Consider the following 19,322-nt stretch of genomic DNA (forward strand, 5'->3'; position numbering starts at 1 on the left):
TCAACTAAATTTAATTTTACCTTTAAAATATAAATCGAATGGCTGATGCTGTTCGATTTTCTTATTTTTGTACTCTTAAATTGTAAATAAAAACTAACGATAATGTATCCAGAATATTTAGTAGAACCAATGCGTAAGGAATTAACTAACGTTGGTTTTGAAGAGTTAAAAAGTGCACAAGAAGTAGATTCAGCTATTAAAGCCGAAGGAACTGTTTTAGTTGTTGTGAATTCTGTATGTGGTTGTGCAGCAGCTAATGCTCGCCCAGCGGCAAGAGCAGCAGCAGCGCATGAAAAACATCCTGATAAATTGGTAACCGTTTTTGCAGGAATGGAAAAAGAAGCTGTTGATCAGGCTAGAAATTATATGATGCCTTTTCCTCCATCATCTCCGGCAATGGCTTTGTTTAAAGATGGTAAATTGGTTCATATGATTGAACGCCATCAGATTGAAGGTCGCCCGGCACAAATGATTGCTGATAATTTAATCGGCGCTTTTGAAGAGTATTGCTAGTTTTTTAGTTAGTTAGAGATTTGGTTTTTTAGTTGGTTGGTTTTCCAACCAACTAAAAAATAATGAACCAAAAAGCCTTTTTAGTTTCGCAGATTTCTAACCAACTAAAAACTAATCAACCTACAAACCACTAAAAATCCTTATTAAGCAATTTTTCAAGCTCACCGAAGGATACATTCATTCTTACCCTACCTTGTTTAGCGTAAGATATTTCTCCAGTTTCTTCTGAAATAATTACAGCAACAGCATCAGTAGTTTCTGATACGCCAATCCCTGCTCTATGCCTTAAACCAAATTGCGATGGCAATTGATCATTATCGGTTAATGGAAGTATGCAACTGGCACTTTTAATTTTATTTTCTGAAATTACCACAGCGCCATCATGCAGTGGACTGTGTTTCTGGAATATGCTTTCGAGCAAACGTTTGGAAATTTTTGCATCTACAACCTCACAGCTATTTGCAAAAAACTGTTCATCATAAAATTTAACAAAAACCATTAATGCACCCGTACGTGTTTTTTTCATGGTTTTGCAAGCGTCAATAATTGGTTTTATCCTGGCGAGGTTGTTTCTCTCAATTTCTTTTCTGCCAAATAAATAGCCCCACCAAGCCTTATTTTTTTGTAAGAAGGCATTTTTACCAATAAGCAAAAGAAATCTTCTGATTTCGGGGTGAAAGATTACAATTAAAGCTATAATACCTACACTCATAAATTTCTCTATGATGGTAGTAAGCAATTCCATGTGTAAGCCTTTCACTATCCAGTAAAAAACGGTGATGATAAACATCCCAACCAATAAATTAACTGCTAGTGTATTGCGAATAAGTGTATAAACGTAATAAATTAATAATGCTACAAGAACAATATCAACTACATCAGTTACAGATATTTTAAGAAAATCGAAATCAAAACCTTTCATTAATGGCAAGATAGCAAAACGGTTTTCAGTTTACAATTTTCGATTGATTAAATATTTCTACTGTAAATAAGCTCATTTTAAATAACCAAATACGGAACCTAACAGTTTAATTTTTCGATTAATTTCACACATTCTACAGCTTCTTTAACATCATGTACACGAAGTATTTTGGCGCCTTTTTGTAACGCTACCGTATTTAAAACAGTTGTTCCATTTAAAGCTTCAGCAGCAGAAGTGCCCAAAAATTTATGAATCATTCCTTTTCGCGAAAAACCAGCAAGTATGGGCAGTTTAAATATTTTAAAATCTTCCATTTGCTTCAAAAGTTCATAATTGTGTTCGATGGTTTTACCGAAGCCAAAACCAGGGTCGATGATAACATCATGAACATTCAATGCTTTTAATGCAGCAACTTTCTTAGCAAAGTAATCAACTACATCAAGTAAAACATTATTGTAAACTGGATTTTGCTGCATAGTCTGGGGCGTTCGCTGCATGTGCATAATAATATAAGGCACTTGTAGTTTTGCTATGGTTTCGAACATTTTGTTGTCCATTTCACCAGCAGAAATATCATTGATTATATGAGCGCCAGTAAAAATACTTTCTTTAGCAATCTTAGCTCTAAAAGTATCAATAGAAATAATTGCTTGTGGCAAATGTTTATTTAAAGCTTCAACAACAGGAATAATTCTGGCAAGTTCATCATCTTCAGTAATGTGAGTAGCGCCTGGTCGTGATGAATAACCACCAATATCAACAAATGATGCACCTTCATTTAAAAATTGTTCGGCTTTAATTAATGCCTCCTTAATCGAATTTGTTCGGCTACCTTTATAAAATGAATCGGGGGTAATGTTTAAAATCCCCATTACTTTCGGGCTACTTAAATTAAAGATATTGCCTCTTATATTCAGACTTTGCTTTGGTTCAAAAAAGTTATTTTCTGCCATATTAAACCCTTTCGGGATTTGGGTTTCGCTTTAAAAATGTATCTTTAGCTTTTGTTTTTCAGAACAAAAATACATTAAAAACTAAATAATTATTGGCCTTGGCACAAACAAATACCGCTACCGAATTTGATGATGTGATTGCACTTTGCAGATCCTTATTTTTAAAAAAAACTAAAGATTATGGTACCGCATGGCGTATTTTGAGGCTAAGCTCTATAACCGACCAAATATTTATTAAAGCACAACGCATCCGTACTTTAGAAGATAAAAAAGTGAGTTTGGTAGGTGAAGGGATAACATCAGAATATATTGGTATTGTAAACTATTGCGTTATTGCTATGATGCAATCAGACTTGACAGAACAAGACTCGAATGAAATACCTTTTGATGAAGTTCAATCTATATTTGATGCTAAAGTTAAAGAAACCAAAGATTTGATGTTTGCCAAAAACCATGATTATGGCGAAGCCTGGAGAGATATGCGGATAAGCTCTTTAACGGATTTGATTTTAATGAAAATATTTCGTGTAAAGCAAATTGAAGATAATGAGGGACAAACATTAGCATCAGAAGGGGTAAATGCAAACTATCAGGACATGCTAAATTATGCTGTTTTTGCATTGATTAAATTAGGAGTAAAATAGATGAAAAATATTGCCTTAACCATTTCCCGAATCTTTGTAGGCGTCCTTTTTATTTTTTCAGGATTAATCAAAGCAAACGATCCATTAGGTTTTGGTTATAAACTGCAAGAATATTTCGAGGTTTTCCATATAAACTTTTTAAGTCCGATGGCAACGGGATTAGCTATTCTTATATGTACGCTTGAAATTGTTTTTGGCGCTTTATTGCTGTTAGGTTTTTGGAATAAAAAGGTAGCATGGGGTTTATTAATTTTAATTATATTTTTTACCCTTTTAACATTTGTATCAGCGGTATTTAAAGTAGTAACAAGCTGTGGCTGTTTTGGTGATGCAATTCCACTAACACCTTGGCAATCTTTTATAAAGGATTTAATCTTGCTGGGTTTAATCATCTATATTTTTATTAAAAAAGATTTAATAAGACCAGTTACAAACCTTGCTCTTGCTCAAAAAAATATAGCGATAACAATAACAATTGCCTCACTACTTTTTGGTTTGTACACTTATAATTTTTTACCTGTAATTGATTTCTTGCCTTATAAAATTGGCGCACATATTCCATCATTAATGGTTATTCCTGCAGGAGAAAAGCCAGATGAATTTCAAATCATGTATCACCTTAAAAATAAAGCTACCAAAGCAGAGAAGGATTTGAGTGATAAGGAATACTTAAAAACAGAAATTTGGAAAGATAATAATTGGGAAATTATTGGTGAACCGACAAAAACACTGGTAAAGAAAGGTTACGACCCAAAAATTAAAGACTTAATCATAACCGATGCTTCGGGAACGGATTATACAAAGGAGCTGTTAGAAAATCCGTATTATAGTTTGGTATTTGTAGCCTATAATTTAAAAGATGCTAATACAAAAGCAATTGGCGATTTAAACGCTTTGGCTTTAAATGCAACACAGCAGTTTAACATTAGAAGTGTGTTGTTAACCTCAAGTTCTGCTAGCGATGCAGAAAAATTTATCAAAAAAAACAACCTGTTTTCTGAGGTTTTTTATGCTGATGCTGTTCCACTGAAAAGTATGGTTAGGGCAAATCCTGGGATAATACTTTTAAAAAATGGTGTTGTAATTAATAAATGGCATTTTCATAATGTGCCAAATTTTGAGCAATTAAGCAATAAGTATTTTAGTAAATAAATGTTAGGCTACGCAATAAAAAAACTTTTATATGGCTTACTGGTTATGGCCGGCGTAGTATTGGTTGTTTTTATTTTGTTTAATATTTTACCCGGCGACCCTGCCCGAATGACAATGGGACAGCGGGCTGATGTGCAATCGCTTGAGGCTGTTAGAAAAGAATTTGGATTGGATAGATCAAAGCCAATGCAGTTTGTACTCTATGTAAATGATTTATCGCCAATAAGCGTATTGGATAATGATAGCGCTTCCCAGAAAAAATATCACTACGTAAAATTGCTTAATTTTAAAGATAAAGCGCTGGTTTTGAAGCAACCTTATCTACGGAGTTCATATCAAACCAAGCGTGATGTAACAGCTATCCTTTCAGAAACTGTTCCGAATACTTTCATACTTGCCTTAACTGCCATGATTTTCGCAACCATTATTGGCGTCTTTTTAGGGGTATTATCTGCCGTTTACAAAGATTCATGGATAGATAAATCGGCAAATGCTTTCGCTATTTTAGGCATTTCTGCACCATCTTTCTTTGCAGGAATTATCATTGCCTGGCTTTTTGGCTTCGTTTTAAGTGATTATACTGGTTTAAATATGAGTGGAAGTTTATACAGCTACGATCCATTTAAGGGCGAAATTTTAACTTTAAGAAATTTGTGGTTGCCTATGACAACCCTTGGGCTTAGGCCTTTGGCAATTATAGTTCAGTTAACCAGAAGTGCAATGCTTGATGTATTGGCACAAGATTACATCAGAACTGCTAGAGCTAAAGGACTAGGAAGAAACGCGATTATTTATAAACATGCACTTAAAAATGCGATGAACCCTGTTATTACGGCAATATCAGGTTGGTTTGCATCACTGCTTGCAGGCTCCTTTTTTGTAGAGTATATTTTTGGCTATAATGGTTTAGGCAGAACAACCGTTACAGCTTTAGAAATGTCTGATTTTCCGGTCGTAATGGGTTCCATTTTATTTATTGCATTTGTGTTTGTGGTTATAAATATATTGGTTGATATTCTCTATGCCTACGTAGATCCAAGGGTAAAACTAGTGCAGAGTTAACAAAGCTTATAAATATGATTATTTTTCTTATTGGATATATGGGCTGCGGTAAAAGCACCAAGGCAAAACAGTTGGCAAATAAGCTGAATTGTCCTGTTATTGATTTAGATGCAGAAATTGTAAGTAAATCTGGTAAAAGTATTGCCGAGTTTTTTGAGGCTTATGGAGAAAGTGGATTCAGAGATTACGAAAGTGAGATGCTTAAAACTTTTAACTATCCAGAAACATGTGTTGTTGCCACGGGTGGAGGTTTGCCATGCTTTTTTGATAATATGGATTGGATGAATGAAAACGGTAAAACCATTTATTTGCAAATGGAACCTGCTCAATTGGTTTCCAGATTGCATAATCGCCAAAAGCGCCCATTAATTAAAGATTTAAATGATGAACAATTACTTGAATTCATTAAAATAAAGCTTGAAGAACGGAATCCTTATTATACAAAAGCACAAATCGTTATTAATGCTTTTGACTTAGATGCTGATAAATTAGTAGAATTGATAAACGCCTAACCAATCTCATCACCAATAATTTTTGCTGATAACAAGGCTAAAGGAATCCCTCCTCCTGGGTGAACGCTTCCGCCACAGAAATACAAACCCGAAATTTTCGATATAAAATTTGGATGCCTCAAAAATGCTGCAAACTGATTGTTTGAGCTGTTGCCATAAAGCGAACCTTGATAAGAACCTGTTTTAAACTCAATACTTCGTGGGTCTAGAATTTCTTCGCAAATAATATCTTCAGAGATATCTTTCTTTAAAATTCTATTAATTTTTTCAATGATATTCTGCCTTGCTTCCTTAATTAATTGATCCCATTCTTGGCCATTATTTGCCGGAACGTTAATCATTACAAACCAGTTCTCACAACCTTCTGGTGCATCGTTTTTAATGTGTTTTGAAGTTATGTTAATGTATATTGTTGGATCATGCGGAATGCTTTTTTCCTTCCAAATGGTATCAAATTCTGTTTCGTAACTCGAGGCAAACAAAATATTGTGCAAATCTAAATCAGGGTGTATATTCTTAATTCCCCAATAAAATATAAGTGCAGAACTACTTCTTTCCTGATTCAAAAGTTTTGTGGGCGGCGGTAAATTTTTAAGTAAAGTTTTATAGGTAAACCAAATATCAAGATTGGAGATAACTGTATCTGCAGCAACGAATTTTCCTCCAACCAATATTCCTTTTATTTTCTTATTCTGGTAATCAATTGCATCTACCTTTTGGTTGAAATCAAATTTAACGCCTACATCTTCAGCAAGTTTCACTAATGCAAGTGTTATACTGTACATTCCTTTCTTTGGCAAAAATGCGCCAAAATGATACTCGAAGTGTGGGATTACATTTAAAGTGGCTGGCGCTTGATAAGGATTGGAACCATTATATGTAGCGTATCGGTTAAAGAGCTGAACAATTCTTCTATCCTTAAAAAAACTTTCATTGGCTTTGTTCTGAGTTCTAAAAGCATCAATATTACCAAAGCGAAATACAGATTTTAAGGTATCCCAATGTAAATAGCTTTTTACTTTGTGCAAGGTTCTTTCTAAAAAAACTTTATGCGTTACAGCATATATGATTTTGCTTTTTGCAAGAAAGCTATCCACTTCAGCCGCATTAGAATTTGTTTTTTCTGCTAATTCTGCACCAAATTTGGTCACATCAGCATAAGCCGTTAATTTTAAGCCATCTTCATAGAAATACCTGCAAATTTCATCAAGCTTTTCATATTCAAAATAGTCTTTTGGGTTTTTGCCTGCCAGTGTAAAAAGTTCATCAACATATTGCGGCATAGTAAATAAACTCGGACCAGCGTCAAACCGAAAACCTTGTATGTTAATCTCTGATAGTTTACCTCCGGCATAAGGATTTGATTCAAATACTTCTACACTGTAGCCTTTAACAGCCATTCGTATTGCCGAAGCGATTCCTGCAATTCCGGCACCAATAATTATTGCTTTGCGCATTTAATTTATTTCAACTGCTCTAAATAAACCCTTGTTTGTTTTTCCAATTCAATGGTGGCAACCTTTATTGATGAACCAACTCTTGTGCTTGCTGATGTTACCGGCATTTTATTTATAGTAGCCAAGGCATCAACATACCATTTGCTCCAAACCTCAATAATATGCTTTTCATCAGATGCTGGTTTTCCTTCAGCAATTGCTTTTTTACTTAAATCAAATTCTATTTTTAATCTTGCCAAAGCATCACTTTTAACTTGAGCAATAGTTGATGTGGCTGCATTTTCATCAGCAGATATTAATGAAAATGCAGCCGTTAAAGCACTTATGCCAACATTTTTCATTTCCGTAGCAGAAACCTTATCGATTCTATCATTATCGGTGTGATAGAAAACATCCGTAAAATGCCACATCAGTAAGCCTGGTATTTTATTTTGAAGAAACGGAGTATGGTCACTACCACCTTCAAAAGGGTTGTAATTTACTTTCCAGTTTGCAAATTTGCCTTGCGCTTTACAGATATCGAAAATAAAATCATTAAAATAATGAGGGAAAAGATCTTTTTCTTTAACATCTCCAGCACCCCATTCTGTGTGTTTATCTGTACCTCTAGTCCAAATTGCTGATGGATCGGGCATCTTTTCGATTAAAAATGAACCACCCGTTTTCTTTGTATCCTCTCCAACCATATCTAAGCTCATGCCCCATAAAATTCCTTTTGCCCGGGTGCTATCTTCTGTAATGTATCTTCTGGTCGATATAATTTCATCGCCCCACAAAAAAGTTAGCGTACGTTTTGGATTTAGTTTTTTTTCCTGATAGAGTGATGCTGTTAAGCGAGCCATTTCTGCTAAAGTACCAACGCCACTAGCATTATCATTTGCCCCAGGTTCTTGAACATGAGCACTAAAAACAAATCGTTCGCTTGGTTTTTCACTACCTTTTACATTTGCAACCAGGGTTAATTCTTCTGCTGTATATATTTTGGTTTCAATATTAACTTTTAGTTTTGTTGTACCTTTTAAGCAAGCTGCCTTAAGTTTTTCCTTTGCTGCGTATGATAAAAGCAAAGTCCATACCTCGCTATTTGCCCTCATGCTACCGAATTGGATTGATGTTTGGTGAACTTCTGGTTGAGTATATTTTGGCATTGAATAACCTAAAACACCTACGGCGCCAGCTTTTAATGCAGTAGCTAATAATCTGGAAGGAGAATTTTCTGAAAATAGAATTTTACCTTTCAAATCCATTTTTTCTATTTCGGCTGGTACAATCTTTTCGATGTAAACAACTTCAGCCGTAATACCTTCAGCTGGTGTAGAACCGCAATTAATCGGAATCATATTGCGATTGGTCTTGTACGAAATTAAAGGTTGTGTTTCTCCAACAATGTCGATATTGGCATCAACAGGCTCCCACGTTTTATTTTTCATCGTTCGTTTTTCGATACGATAAGTTAAAGGTGCCTCAAATTCGTTTTGTTTTTGCGCTACAAAACCTGCTTTTTTTAAAATATCTTCTACATGATGAATGCTTGCATTAAAACCTTCATTACCCGGAACCCGGAAATATTTTTCTACAAAAGCTGTTGTTGTGTAAGCATTGTTTTCGTTAAATCCGGCACGGGTTAGCTTAAAATATTGGTCGGTGGTATTTTGTGCAAAGGCAGTAAAACTGATTACAATTAGGCTCAGAAGTAATTTAATTTTCATAAGGGGAATAAAAGCGAAAGATAGTGAGAATTGTTTATTGATTAAAGGTTCTAATTATTCATATAAGCTTAACGTAAATTTAATTTGAACCGTTTTGGTTTTTGGTCTAATTTTTGTATTATTGTGTAAATAAGGAGGTTTTTAGCCATGAGTAATGAAATATTAGAGTTTTCTGTACAAGTAGATGAGAAATTTGACCTAAAATTTAATTGGTTAGATGGTTTTTGGGGAACAGCATTTAAGTTTTTCTCAAAATGATATTTCAAATCTTTTAATTGTTGCCAACATCTTTTGATTTTCAAATAAACAAAGGCAGTTGTTATCGTTGTAATTTTCAAAATTCTTTCATCCTTCATTTCTTCAATCCGTTTCTGTTTCTCTAATTACAATTTGTAATTGTTCTGAAATTAGCTTTACGCTTTAGTCTTTCAGCTTTTCCACTTATCTTTGCTGCACAATGAGTAGAAAAAAACCATGTACGATAACCATAATTCAAAACGTACATATAATTGATATTGCTGAAGAAGGAAAGGGTGTTGGTAAAGCCGATGAGTTGGTCATTTTTGTAGATAAAGCCGTTCCTGGCGATGTTGTTGATGTTCGCCTAACCAAAAAGAAAAAAAACTTTGCCGAAGCAATTATAGAACAATTACATGAGCAATCTACGTTGCGTACCGAGCCTTTTTGTAAGCATTTTGGTAGTTGTGGTGGCTGTAAATGGCAACACATGGGGTACGATTCTCAATTAAAATTTAAACAAAAAAATGTAGAGGCGGCGCTGCAACGACTTGGTAAAATTGATACTTCCATAGCCGAACCCATATTAGGATCGGCAAAGAATAGATATTACAGAAACAAGCTTGAATTTACATTTTCTAACAAACGCTGGTTAGAGAAAGTAGATGTAGAACGCGATGAAGAATTTGATATGAATGCTTTAGGGTTTCATGTTCCGCTTCGTTTTGATAAAATTTTAGATATAGAGCATTGCTATCTGCAAGATGAACCATCAAATCAGATCAGGAATGCCGTTCGCAAGTTTTCGTTAGCAAACGGATTATCATTTTATGATTTAAGAAATCACGAAGGTGCTTTGCGCAATCTGATTATCAGAACTTCTAGCACTGGTGAAATAATGCTTGCCGTTGTTTTTGCTTATCCAGAGGAAGGGCAAGTAAATGCTTTAATGAATTTCCTTAAATCAGAATTTCCTCAAATAACATCCTTGCTTTATATCATCAACCAAAAGAAAAACGATACCATTTTCGATCAGGATGTAGTAACTTTTTCTGGTCGCGACCATATTTTCGAAGAAATGCCTGCAGGAGTTGAGGGTGGAGAAAGTGTTCGTTTTAAAATTGGTGTAAAATCTTTTTATCAAACCAATTCAGAGCAGGCAACAGAACTTTATAAAATTACACGAGAATTTGCCGATTTTAAAGGTGATGAACTTGTTTACGATTTATATACAGGTGCAGGAACAATCGCGAATTTTGTTGCTAGAAATGTAAAGCATGTTGTTGGTGTAGAGTATGTGCCAACTGCTATTGAGGATGCTAAATTTAATTCGGAACTTAATGGTATTGAAAATACCACCTTTTATGCCGGCGACATGAAGGATATTTTAACGGCAGATTTTATTTTAGCGCATGGTAAACCCGATGTTGTTATCACCGACCCGCCAAGGGCAGGTATGCATGCAGATGTTGTACAACGATTATTGGAAATGGAAGCCGAAAAAATTGTTTATGTAAGTTGTAATGCAGCTACGCAGGCGAGAGATTTGGAATTAATGAAAGATAAGTACGACGTAGTTCGCATAAAACCTGTTGATATGTTTCCACATACACAGCATGTTGAAAATGTGGTTTTGTTAAGATTAAAATGAGGGCGTAATTGAATGAAAGATGGAGTGAATATAATAGAACGCTTATTAATATTTACTTATTCATTCACTCATTTAAAATTTAATTAAAGATGGATAGAGAAGAATTATTAAGTGCAACACCCGAAGATAGTGGCGAGCCGAAAAAGCAGGAAAGTCCGCTTCTAAGTTTAGAAAAAGATTTAGAATTTTATGCAGATGCCATTAAAGAAGTTGCTATAGAAATTATGGTTGAAGGGATTTCTGCACACCCGATTTTTATTGCTCATCAGCATGAAGTTAAGCTTGGTGAGATAATTTTAAACAGAGAAGAACTAAATACCGATTGGACCATCCAGGCATCTACCTTGGAGGAATTTGTTGAGAAGGGAATTATTAATAAGGAGAAGAAAGAGCAATTTTTAAAAGTTTACAAAAAACCTGAGAATTTTATGTGTGTTTTTGTAATTGTGCCAGAAGGCGCAAACTTTATTTATTACCCGTATAAAAAGAGTAAAAATTAATAATTTGATTTTTTAATGGATTAAGCTTGTCGAAATACTTTAAGGTTACGACAAGCTTAAATTTACATCTATTTACTAATCAACTTTTATTACGTCACCACTTTTAGATGATGATGTTTTCTTTACCGAAGCATTTCCTTTGTAGTGTACATCACTTCCACCCGATGCGCTGGCTTCTAAACCTTTGTTAACATTAATATTCGCATCAGAACCACCAGATGATGAAACTTTTGCGTAATCTACCACGAAATCATATGCATTAACATCACTTCCACCGCTCGATTGCAAAATCATATTTTCTGCTTTTCCTGTTAATTTAACATCGCTACCTCCACTACTTTGTAACTCTAAATTGCTACAAACCAGATTCAATTTAACATCAGAACCTCCTGACGATTTAAGGACAAATTTACCAGCTTTTATCTGCCCTTGAGATAAAACATCGCTCCCTCCAGATGCGGTAAGCGCCGATAATGTTTTAAAATTTACATAAGCTTTTATGGTTTGATTCTTAAACATCGAACTCCAATTGATGCCTTCTTTCATCTTGATGGTTAAGTTGCCTCCATTTTGTTCAACAACTACATCTTTTAATAAATCTGATGTTGCTTTAACGCTTAAACTTTCGCTTCCGCTTTGCGTTAAATACAAATCGATACCACTGCTTATTGTAATGCTGCTAAAATTTTTTACACTTATTGATTTTGTATCTTGAGCCTTGGCAATACAAAAGCTTGCCGTAATTAATAATAAGGTTGCAGAGGTTTTTAAAATGTTTTTCATAATTAATGTTGTTTAAGAAACTTGCCATCATCTGTTTGGTTTTTTGATTCGGCAGGGATTTTTAGTTTTTGGTTAACCATAAGACGCTACGATGGTGTAAACGTTGCAAGCAATCAAAAATATTTTTTAAATAGTTTGAATTTCAGCCTTAAAATCGTTCTTTTTGTATTCAAACCCTTTAACAATGGCTACCTCACAATTACTTATTCTGAATAAAAAACAAATACAGCAAAAGATAGATCGTATAGCTTATCAAATTTTAGAAGATAATATTAACGAGAAAGAAATCGTGCTGGCAGGAATCTGGGATAGGGGATACAAATTAGCCATTCGTTTAGAAAAGGTGTTAAAAAAAATCGCCGATTTTAAATTGACTTTATTACGTATTGATTTAGAAAGAAATAGCAGTAAATTAATTGCAAAAACCGATTTGGATGAAAGCCAGTGGAGAAATAAGGTAATTATTTTGGTTGATGATGTGCTAAATAGTGGCAAAACATTGGCTTATGGATTGGGGGTTTTCTTAAATACACCGCATAAAAAAATCAGAACAGTTGTGTTGGTAGATAGAAGCCATAAAATTTTTCCTATTGCTACAGATTATGTAGGACTTGAATTGGCAACTATTTTAAAAGAGCATGTAGATGTTGTTATGGATGTTGAAGGCGAGGAAGATCGAGTTTATTTAAGTTAACTTCTTCCGTACTTAACATCTGGATACTACTAGAATCCAATATTTGCAAATCACCTCAAATTTTTGCAACTTACCACATGTATCACCCTCGCAAAAGCAACATCATTTTTAAATTTTTCTCTTGGTACATTCAATTTATCATTGACAAAGATTTTGCTGCCTTTAAATTTGATAATGTTGCAATCAAACCCAATGCATCTGTATTAATTTTAGCGAACCATTTTAGTTGGTGGGATGGATTTTTAATATTCTATATCAATAAAAAGATCTTTAAGAAAAATTTTCATGTTTTAGTTAATGCAGAAAATTACAATAAGGTTGGTTTCTTAAAATATTTAGGAGCTTTTGCCCCAGAAAATAGTGGTAAGGATATTTTAGAAACTTTAAATTATGCGGGTAAGCTTTTAGATAATACGGATAATTTGGTACTGGTATTTCCTCAGGGTAAGCTGTATTCTAATCACTTAAAGAGTATAAACTTTCAAAAAGGGGTAATGCAAATGATAAATTCCAGTCAGAAAAAGCTAAACATAGTTTTTGCAGCCACCTTTGTTGATTACTTTTCAAAACGTAAAGCATCGGCATATACATATCTTCAAAACTGGGAAAACGAAGAATACACGAGCCTTCAATTGTTAAAAAGTGAATACAATAAACATTATGATAATGCTGTTGTTAAACAAACACAAATTACCGAATGACGATTTTTATTTATGCAGCACTGTTATTTCTTGTTATAAGGTTTTCGGTAACCGTTTTTAACTTCCTCTCTAATCCTAAATTACCCAGGGCTATTAAATTTTATAAGGATAAAGTTTCTATTCTTATTCCGGCTAGAAATGAAGCAGAAAACATCATTCAGTTGCTTCAATCTATAAAAGAACAAGATTACTTAAATTATGAGGTTATTGTTTTAGATGATAACAGCAGCGATAATACTTTCGAACTTGTAGATAATTTTGCGAAGGAGAATCACCAATTTAAAGTAATCAAAGGCGAAGAACTACCTGCAGGCTGGCTCGGAAAAAATTATGCCTGCCATCAACTGTCTAAAATTGCAACAGGTAAATACTTTTTGTTTGTAGATGCTGATGAGATTGTGAAGCGAGGGTTAATAAACAGCCTAATTTCTAGGATGGAAAGCGAAAATTTAAGCTTATTAAGTTTATTCACAAATCAAACCATGCTTAGTTTTGGAGAGCAAATCACTGTTCCTTTAATGCATTTTATTCTATTAAATCTACTTCCATTGCGATTGGTTAAATTATCAAAAAACCCTGCTTTTGCTGCGGCCAGTGGGCAATGTATGTTTTTTAACGCCTCAATTTACAAGGAAAATTCTTGGCATGAAAAAGTAAAGTATCTTGTTGTAGAAGATGTTGAGATAATGAAACGCATAAAAATTGAAGGTTTTAAGGGCGAAGCATTATTGGCTAATGGTTTAATTTATTGCCGAATGTATAAAAACCTAAGCGAAAGTATTAATGGTTTTAGCAAAAATTTGCTAGCTGGTTTTGGTAATAATGTTTTTATACTGCTGCTATACCAGCTTTTGGTAACTGGTGGCCCGATAGTTTTGGCCATAAACTTTGATGTAGCGTTGCTTGTATTGCCAATAACATTAATATTGCTTTGCAGAATAATGATATCATTTTTATCAGGACAAAATGTAATATTAAACCTAATATTGCATCCTCTACAAATGTTAATTTATTTGTTTATAGCAATCGTATCAATAATAAAATTTTTATTTAAAACAGGAACATGGAAGGGCAGATTGATAAAGCCGATTTAAAAGTAAAAAAACTGGCAGTAGCCGCGATTATCATTTTTCATTTGGTTGGTTTGTTTGGGTTTTTAATTCCGATAGCACAACCTTATTTCATGAAGCTAGTTCCATTTCATTTGCTTTTAATGTTTGCAATTATTGTATTTACATACAATGGAGATGTAAAAAGGCTTCTGCTTTTTGTTTCAGGAGTTTTTTTATGTGGTTTTTTGGTCGAAGTACTAGGTGTTAAAACAGGTAAAATTTTTGGCAGTTATTATTATGGTACAACTTTAGGCTTCAAAGTGGCAGCAGTGCCATTGCTTATGGGTGTTAATTGGGTTATCCTGATTTTTAGCATGGGCCAAATGATAAAAAGCTTCAAAATAAGAAATGGCATTCTAGCATCTCTTTTAGGAGGTTTGTTTTTAATTACCTTCGATTATTTTTTAGAACCTGTTGCAATGAAATTTGATTACTGGCATTGGGATTGGCACGAAATTCCTTTGCAAAATTATGTGGCCTGGTTTATTGTTTCTGTAATTTTATTGAAGTTTTATTATGCTTTAGGCTTAAAACAGCAAAAGTATATTGGCACAACAATGTTTTTATGTCAATTTATATTTTTTGTTGTCTTATACATGACAACGCGATAAAATATTTTTGTTTATTTTTGTAATACAATGAGTTATAATTTACAAGTCACTATCGATAAATCATCAGGGTTTTGCTTTGGCGTTGTTTACGCTATAGAAATGGCCGAAGATATTTTAGATAGTGAAGGTTATTTGTATTGCTTGGGCGATATTGTACATAATGATGAAGAAGTTGAACGGCTAACAAAAAGAGGCTTAAAAATTATCGATCATGAAATTCTTCACACCCTTAAAAATGAAAAGGTTTTAATAAGGGCACACGGTGAAGCGCCATCAACTTATCAATTGGCACTGGAAAATAATTTAACACTTATTGATGCATCTTGTCCTGTTGTTTTAAAGCTTCAAAATAGAATAAAAAATTCTTACGATGAAGATGAACAGATACTCATTTTCGGTAAACATGGTCATGCAGAAGTTATAGGCCTACAAGGGCAAACTGATGGAGATGCAATTGTATTTCAAGATTTGGCCGAATTAGACAATGTTGATTTGCCTGCTAAATTTACTTTATATAGCCAAACAACCAAAAGCACCGATAAATTCTATCACATTAAAGATCAACTATTATCTCGTGGTTATGAGGTTAAAGCAAATGATACGATATGCAGGCAGGTATCTAATCGCTATCAAGAACTAGAAGAATTTGTTAGCCATTACGATAAAATTATATTTGTTTCGGGCAAAAAATCTTCAAATGGTAAAGTTCTTTATGATGTTTGTAAGAAACATAACAACAACTCTTACTTCATTTCTAATGAAGATGAGGTGGATATAAACTGGTTTAACGAAAATGATAAGGTTGGTATCTGTGGTGCTACATCTACCCCAATGTGGCTAATGGAAAAGGTAAAGTTAGCGTTGCAACAATATTAACTACCGAAAGGCAAATCAATTTCCTTCTTAAATTGTTCAATATAAAAAGTCAATTGAAAAACGCACAAACTTTTAAAGGGGTATATTTTGCTTTAGCGATATTAGTCTGCTGGTTTACATCACTTTTTTTATTACTAACATGGCAATTTGAGTGGACCAACCCTCTGGTTTATTTAATGATTTTTGTGCAAATGCACCTATATACAGGGCTATTTATCACTGCGCATGATGCCATGCATGGTACAATATCATCGAATAGAAAACTGAATAATTTTTTTGGATATCTGTCTGTATTTCTCTATGCAGGTTTCTTTTACAACAAACTATACGATAAGCATCACAACCACCACAACCATGTGCATACCGAAAAGGATCCTGATTTTGCACCTCATGGTTTTTGGAAATGGTATTTAAGCTTTATGCTTAATTATGTTAATGTTGTTCAATTAATCATAGTGGCCATTGCTTTTAATATTTTAAATATTTGGGTTGAAGAAAAGAACCTATTAATTTTTTGGGTTGCACCGTCGCTTTTAAGCACATTTCAATTGTTTTATTTCGGCACTTATGTTCCTCATAAAGGAGAACATGATAATGAATACCACGCATCAACTCTAAACAAAAATCATTTTGTAGCTTTTATTACTTGCTATTTCTTTGGTTACCATTTAGAACATCATCAAAAGCCTGCAACACCGTGGTGGCAGTTGTATAAAACAAAAGCTTAGCTTTTTACCAAATCTTGATATTTAAAAATCGTTTCTTGTATCAAAAAGGGCGATATTTACAGCGCAAAACATATTTTAATTAAATGAGCAAAAAGGGAATTTTACTAGTTAATTTAGGAACACCAGATAGTCCGGCAGTATCTGATGTAAAAAGATATTTAGATCAGTTTTTGATGGATGAACGCGTAATCGATATTCCTGCTTTTAACCGTACACTTTTAGTTAAAGGTATAATAGTTCCTTTTCGAAGTCCTAAAACTGCCAAATTATACAAAGAAATTTGGGATGAGAAAGGCTCGCCATTGCTGTATTACAGTAAATTGCAGGCCAAAATGCTTCAAGAAAGATTAGGCGATGGCTATCATGTGGAGTTGGCTATGCGTTATCAAAATCCTTCTATATCATCCGCTTTGGCCAATTTAAAAGCAGGCTTAGTAGAAAGTATTCAGGTAATTCCAATGTTTCCTCAATATGCTTCTGCAAGTTCAGGTTCGGTAATACAACTTGTTATGGAATTGGTAAGCAAATGGCAAACTGTACCACCAATATCTTTTGTAAATTCTTTTCATGATAATGAATTGATGATAAAAGTTTTTGCAGAAAATGCTAGAAAACATCATCCCGAAAATTACGATCATATTTTGTTTAGTTTCCATGGTTTACCAGAAAGGCAATTGAGAAAATGTGATCATACTGGTGCCTATTGCTTAAAAAATTCCGATTGTTGCCAAACATTAACCGATGTAAATAAATTTTGTTACTCTGCTCAAGGACATGATACTGCGAGGTTAATTGCAAAGGAACTTAACATATCGAAAGAAAATTATACCGTTTGTTTTCAATCCCGTTTAGGTAAAGAACCTTGGGTTCAGCCTTATACAACTGATGTTTTAAAGAAACTAGCTGCAGAAGGTAAAAAGAGATTATTGGTTTTTAGTCCTGCATTCGTTGCCGATTGCCTTGAAACATTATATGAAATAACTGTTGAATACCATGATGAATTTAAAGAATTGGGCGGAGAACATGTTCAATTGGTAGAAAGTTTAAATGATAGTCCGGTATTTATCGAAGCATTAGCAGGAATGGTGAATTAGAAATTAAGCTAATTAATGTAAAGCCATTTTTATTTGATGAGCGGATTAAAAACTAATATTGCTTAAAATAGAATCTGTTGCTCCTTTTTTATCAATCACATAGTTTTTTGCTGCTACAGAAGCTTTATCATTTGATTTAAAGTCCTCGAAAGCTTCAATCAACTCGTTAACTGATGAAATACTCTTTGCCGTATTGATTGAAATTAAGTCTTTTGCTTCCTGGAATTTATTAAATTTGGGACCGAAAATTACAGGCAAGCCAAAAGCTGCCGCCTCTAATGTGTTATGAATTCCTGCTCCAAAACCGCCTCCAATATATGCTATTTGCCCATATTGATATAAAGCCGAAAGCATTCCAATATTATCAATAATTAATATTTTATTCTGAGTTATATAAACAGCATCTGGTTCAATTTCATTAATGTTATCTGCCATTATTTTAAGATTTGAAAATCTAATGGCATCAGGAAATATTTGTTCGATATCATTGATATGACTTTCATCAATTTCATGTGGTGCAATTATAAATTTCCAATTGGGATATTTATCCGGTAACGCTGATAAAAGTTTTTCATCATCTGGCCAAGTGCTTCCACAAACCATAACCGGTGCATCTTCACAAAATAATTCTATTAATGGTAGTTTTTTAGGCGACAATGAATTTTGATAAACCCTGTCAAAGCGTGTATCGCCACTTAAGGTTACATTATTTAATCCAATTGACTTTAAAAGCGACAAACTTTCATTGTTCTGAACAAAAAAGTGCCTAACGTTTTTTAATATTTTTCGATAAAAATTTCCATAAAATTTAAAGAAAATTTGCTCTTTCCTGAAGATACCAGAAATAACATAAAGCGGAATGTTATTATTCTTTAACTCTTTAAAATAGTAATACCAGAACTCGTATTTTGTAAAAATTGCCATCTCAGGATTTATCAGTTCAATAAATCGCTTTGCATTTGTTCTTCCATCCATCGGCAGATAAAAAATTCCATCGGCCAAAGCATAGTTTTTTCTTATTTCATATCCCGAGGGAGAAAAAAAAGTTATAATAATTTTCTTATCAGGATGTGATTGCTTTATTTTTTCAAGAACGGGTCTTCCTTGTTCAAATTCACCTAATGATGCAAAATGAAACCAGATATTTTGGTCGTTCGGATTGATTTTTTCGGCTATCTGTTTGAAAATCTGTTTCCTTCCAGAAATAAAAAGTGCTGCTTTTGAATTAAAAAAGGAGAAAAACCAAATAATCAAGTTATAAATTTTAATTCCTATTGTATAAAGTAAAAGCATTGATTGTATTTTATTATCTTCGTGCCAAGATAAAACGAAAATATTTAAAATCCCCTATTAAATATATGAAAATAGCCGTAGTTGGTACCGGATATGTAGGTTTAGTTACCGGAACTTG

The 19,322-nt window shown here is 33.6% G+C and carries 20 protein-coding genes; 14 read left to right on the top strand and 6 right to left on the bottom strand.

Annotated features, from left to right (window positions below):
- Positions 1 to 102 precede the first annotated feature (102 nt).
- Positions 103 to 513 carry a BrxA/BrxB family bacilliredoxin gene (locus ACFOWA_RS10160; protein ID WP_378984757.1) on the top strand — a complete coding sequence of 137 codons (411 nt, stop codon included), beginning with the start codon at positions 103 to 105 and terminating at the stop codon, positions 511 to 513.
- A gap of 130 nt (positions 514 to 643) precedes the next feature.
- Here ACFOWA_RS10160 and cdaA read toward each other — a convergent pair whose 3' ends face one another.
- Both cdaA and folP read right to left on the bottom strand, forming a co-directional pair.
- Positions 644 to 1,435: a diadenylate cyclase CdaA gene (gene cdaA, locus ACFOWA_RS10165; RefSeq protein WP_378984759.1), complete on the bottom strand. Its 792-nt coding sequence runs from the start codon at positions 1,433 to 1,435 to the stop codon at positions 644 to 646.
- Positions 1,436 to 1,533: 98 nt separating this feature from the next.
- Positions 1,534 to 2,388, bottom strand: a complete 855-nt coding sequence (gene folP / locus ACFOWA_RS10170; RefSeq protein ID WP_378984761.1) for a dihydropteroate synthase — start codon at positions 2,386 to 2,388, stop codon at positions 1,534 to 1,536.
- A 98-nt stretch (positions 2,389 to 2,486) separates the two neighbouring features.
- Between folP and ACFOWA_RS10175 the strand changes: the two genes are divergently transcribed.
- From ACFOWA_RS10175 to ACFOWA_RS10190, 4 genes are read left to right on the top strand one after another with little or no spacing between them, the layout of a single operon-like run.
- Positions 2,487 to 3,032 carry a DUF1599 domain-containing protein gene (locus ACFOWA_RS10175; RefSeq protein ID WP_378984763.1) on the top strand — a complete coding sequence of 182 codons (546 nt, stop codon included), beginning with the start codon at positions 2,487 to 2,489 and terminating at the stop codon, positions 3,030 to 3,032.
- Positions 3,033 to 4,184, top strand: a complete 1,152-nt coding sequence (locus tag ACFOWA_RS10180; protein ID WP_378984765.1) for a BT_3928 family protein — start codon at positions 3,033 to 3,035, stop codon at positions 4,182 to 4,184.
- Positions 4,185 to 5,246: an ABC transporter permease gene (locus ACFOWA_RS10185; protein ID WP_378984767.1), complete on the top strand. Its 1,062-nt coding sequence runs from the start codon at positions 4,185 to 4,187 to the stop codon at positions 5,244 to 5,246.
- 14 nt (positions 5,247 to 5,260) lie between these two features.
- A complete protein-coding gene (locus tag ACFOWA_RS10190) occupies positions 5,261 to 5,758 on the top strand; it encodes a shikimate kinase (RefSeq protein ID WP_378984769.1) in 498 nt (165 codons plus the stop codon).
- Here the strand turns inward: ACFOWA_RS10190 and crtD are convergent.
- Positions 5,755 to 7,215: a 1-hydroxycarotenoid 3,4-desaturase CrtD gene (crtD, locus tag ACFOWA_RS10195; RefSeq protein WP_378984771.1), complete on the bottom strand. Its 1,461-nt coding sequence runs from the start codon at positions 7,213 to 7,215 to the stop codon at positions 5,755 to 5,757. The genes ACFOWA_RS10190 and crtD overlap by 4 nt on opposite strands.
- Before the next feature lie 5 nt (positions 7,216 to 7,220).
- Positions 7,221 to 8,924 (bottom strand): M28 family peptidase, encoded by a 1,704-nt coding sequence (locus ACFOWA_RS10200; RefSeq protein ID WP_378984773.1) that lies wholly within the window; start codon positions 8,922 to 8,924, stop codon positions 7,221 to 7,223.
- A 457-nt stretch (positions 8,925 to 9,381) separates the two neighbouring features.
- On the opposite strand from ACFOWA_RS10200, the gene rlmD reads away from it, so the two are divergent.
- Positions 9,382 to 10,812 (top strand): 23S rRNA (uracil(1939)-C(5))-methyltransferase RlmD, encoded by a 1,431-nt coding sequence (gene rlmD, locus ACFOWA_RS10205; RefSeq protein ID WP_378984775.1) that lies wholly within the window; start codon positions 9,382 to 9,384, stop codon positions 10,810 to 10,812.
- Between the two features lie 89 nt (positions 10,813 to 10,901).
- Positions 10,902 to 11,312, top strand: a complete 411-nt coding sequence (locus ACFOWA_RS10210) for a hypothetical protein (RefSeq protein WP_378984777.1) — start codon at positions 10,902 to 10,904, stop codon at positions 11,310 to 11,312.
- 75 nt (positions 11,313 to 11,387) lie between these two features.
- Here the strand turns inward: ACFOWA_RS10210 and ACFOWA_RS10215 are convergent, their stop codons facing one another.
- Positions 11,388 to 12,095 (bottom strand): head GIN domain-containing protein, encoded by a 708-nt coding sequence (locus ACFOWA_RS10215; protein ID WP_378984779.1) that lies wholly within the window; start codon positions 12,093 to 12,095, stop codon positions 11,388 to 11,390.
- Positions 12,096 to 12,279: 184 nt separating this feature from the next.
- On the opposite strand from ACFOWA_RS10215, the gene ACFOWA_RS10220 reads away from it, so the two are divergent.
- The 7 genes from ACFOWA_RS10220 to hemH all read left to right on the top strand — a co-directional run bounded on the left by ACFOWA_RS10220 (position 12,280) and on the right by hemH (position 17,911).
- Positions 12,280 to 12,789, top strand: coding sequence for a phosphoribosyltransferase family protein (locus ACFOWA_RS10220; RefSeq protein ID WP_378984781.1), 510 nt, complete (start codon positions 12,280 to 12,282; stop codon positions 12,787 to 12,789).
- A 77-nt stretch (positions 12,790 to 12,866) separates the two neighbouring features.
- Positions 12,867 to 13,490 (top strand): 1-acyl-sn-glycerol-3-phosphate acyltransferase, encoded by a 624-nt coding sequence (locus tag ACFOWA_RS10225; RefSeq protein ID WP_378984783.1) that lies wholly within the window; start codon positions 12,867 to 12,869, stop codon positions 13,488 to 13,490.
- Positions 13,487 to 14,584, top strand: coding sequence for a glycosyltransferase (locus ACFOWA_RS10230; RefSeq protein WP_378984784.1), 1,098 nt, complete (start codon positions 13,487 to 13,489; stop codon positions 14,582 to 14,584). The genes ACFOWA_RS10225 and ACFOWA_RS10230 overlap by 4 nt, the downstream gene beginning before the upstream one ends.
- Positions 14,554 to 15,213 (top strand): carotenoid biosynthesis protein, encoded by a 660-nt coding sequence (locus ACFOWA_RS10235; protein WP_378984786.1) that lies wholly within the window; start codon positions 14,554 to 14,556, stop codon positions 15,211 to 15,213. Before ACFOWA_RS10230 ends, ACFOWA_RS10235 begins: the two co-directional genes overlap by 31 nt.
- A gap of 27 nt (positions 15,214 to 15,240) precedes the next feature.
- Positions 15,241 to 16,089: a 4-hydroxy-3-methylbut-2-enyl diphosphate reductase gene (locus tag ACFOWA_RS10240; RefSeq protein ID WP_378984788.1), complete on the top strand. Its 849-nt coding sequence runs from the start codon at positions 15,241 to 15,243 to the stop codon at positions 16,087 to 16,089.
- Positions 16,047 to 16,817: a fatty acid desaturase gene (locus ACFOWA_RS10245; RefSeq protein ID WP_378984790.1), complete on the top strand. Its 771-nt coding sequence runs from the start codon at positions 16,047 to 16,049 to the stop codon at positions 16,815 to 16,817. The genes ACFOWA_RS10240 and ACFOWA_RS10245 overlap by 43 nt, the downstream gene beginning before the upstream one ends.
- A gap of 83 nt (positions 16,818 to 16,900) precedes the next feature.
- A complete protein-coding gene (gene hemH, locus ACFOWA_RS10250; RefSeq protein ID WP_378984792.1) occupies positions 16,901 to 17,911 on the top strand; it encodes a ferrochelatase in 1,011 nt (336 codons plus the stop codon).
- Positions 17,912 to 17,956: 45 nt separating this feature from the next.
- Here the strand turns inward: hemH and ACFOWA_RS10255 are convergent, their stop codons facing one another.
- Positions 17,957 to 19,165 (bottom strand): 3-deoxy-D-manno-octulosonic acid transferase, encoded by a 1,209-nt coding sequence (locus tag ACFOWA_RS10255; protein ID WP_378984793.1) that lies wholly within the window; start codon positions 19,163 to 19,165, stop codon positions 17,957 to 17,959.
- Positions 19,166 to 19,322 lie beyond the last annotated feature (157 nt).

The organism is Pedobacter lithocola (genome assembly GCF_042650845.1).
In the GTDB taxonomy this organism is placed as follows: Bacteria; Bacteroidota; Bacteroidia; order Sphingobacteriales; family Sphingobacteriaceae; genus Pedobacter; species Pedobacter lithocola.

Excerpts from the sequence above, each read along its gene's own strand:
- ACFOWA_RS10220 (WP_378984781.1), top strand. The coding sequence starts at position 12,280 with ATGGCTACCTCACAATTACTTATTCTGAATAAAAAACAAATACAGCAA.
- hemH (WP_378984792.1), top strand. The coding sequence starts at position 16,901 with ATGAGCAAAAAGGGAATTTTACTAGTTAATTTAGGAACACCAGATAGT.
- ACFOWA_RS10215 (WP_378984779.1), bottom strand. The coding sequence starts at position 12,095 with ATGAAAAACATTTTAAAAACCTCTGCAACCTTATTATTAATTACGGCA.
- ACFOWA_RS10180 (WP_378984765.1), top strand. The coding sequence starts at position 3,033 with ATGAAAAATATTGCCTTAACCATTTCCCGAATCTTTGTAGGCGTCCTT.
- ACFOWA_RS10160 (WP_378984757.1), top strand. The coding sequence starts at position 103 with ATGTATCCAGAATATTTAGTAGAACCAATGCGTAAGGAATTAACTAAC.
- ACFOWA_RS10200 (WP_378984773.1), bottom strand. The coding sequence starts at position 8,924 with ATGAAAATTAAATTACTTCTGAGCCTAATTGTAATCAGTTTTACTGCC.
- crtD (WP_378984771.1), bottom strand. The coding sequence starts at position 7,215 with ATGCGCAAAGCAATAATTATTGGTGCCGGAATTGCAGGAATCGCTTCG.
- ACFOWA_RS10185 (WP_378984767.1), top strand. The coding sequence starts at position 4,185 with ATGTTAGGCTACGCAATAAAAAAACTTTTATATGGCTTACTGGTTATG.
- ACFOWA_RS10210 (WP_378984777.1), top strand. The coding sequence starts at position 10,902 with ATGGATAGAGAAGAATTATTAAGTGCAACACCCGAAGATAGTGGCGAG.
- ACFOWA_RS10225 (WP_378984783.1), top strand. The coding sequence starts at position 12,867 with ATGTATCACCCTCGCAAAAGCAACATCATTTTTAAATTTTTCTCTTGG.
- ACFOWA_RS10235 (WP_378984786.1), top strand. The coding sequence starts at position 14,554 with ATGGAAGGGCAGATTGATAAAGCCGATTTAAAAGTAAAAAAACTGGCA.
- ACFOWA_RS10240 (WP_378984788.1), top strand. The coding sequence starts at position 15,241 with ATGAGTTATAATTTACAAGTCACTATCGATAAATCATCAGGGTTTTGC.
- rlmD (WP_378984775.1), top strand. The coding sequence starts at position 9,382 with ATGAGTAGAAAAAAACCATGTACGATAACCATAATTCAAAACGTACAT.
- folP (WP_378984761.1), bottom strand. The coding sequence starts at position 2,388 with ATGGCAGAAAATAACTTTTTTGAACCAAAGCAAAGTCTGAATATAAGA.
- ACFOWA_RS10230 (WP_378984784.1), top strand. The coding sequence starts at position 13,487 with ATGACGATTTTTATTTATGCAGCACTGTTATTTCTTGTTATAAGGTTT.
- cdaA (WP_378984759.1), bottom strand. The coding sequence starts at position 1,435 with ATGAAAGGTTTTGATTTCGATTTTCTTAAAATATCTGTAACTGATGTA.
- ACFOWA_RS10190 (WP_378984769.1), top strand. The coding sequence starts at position 5,261 with ATGATTATTTTTCTTATTGGATATATGGGCTGCGGTAAAAGCACCAAG.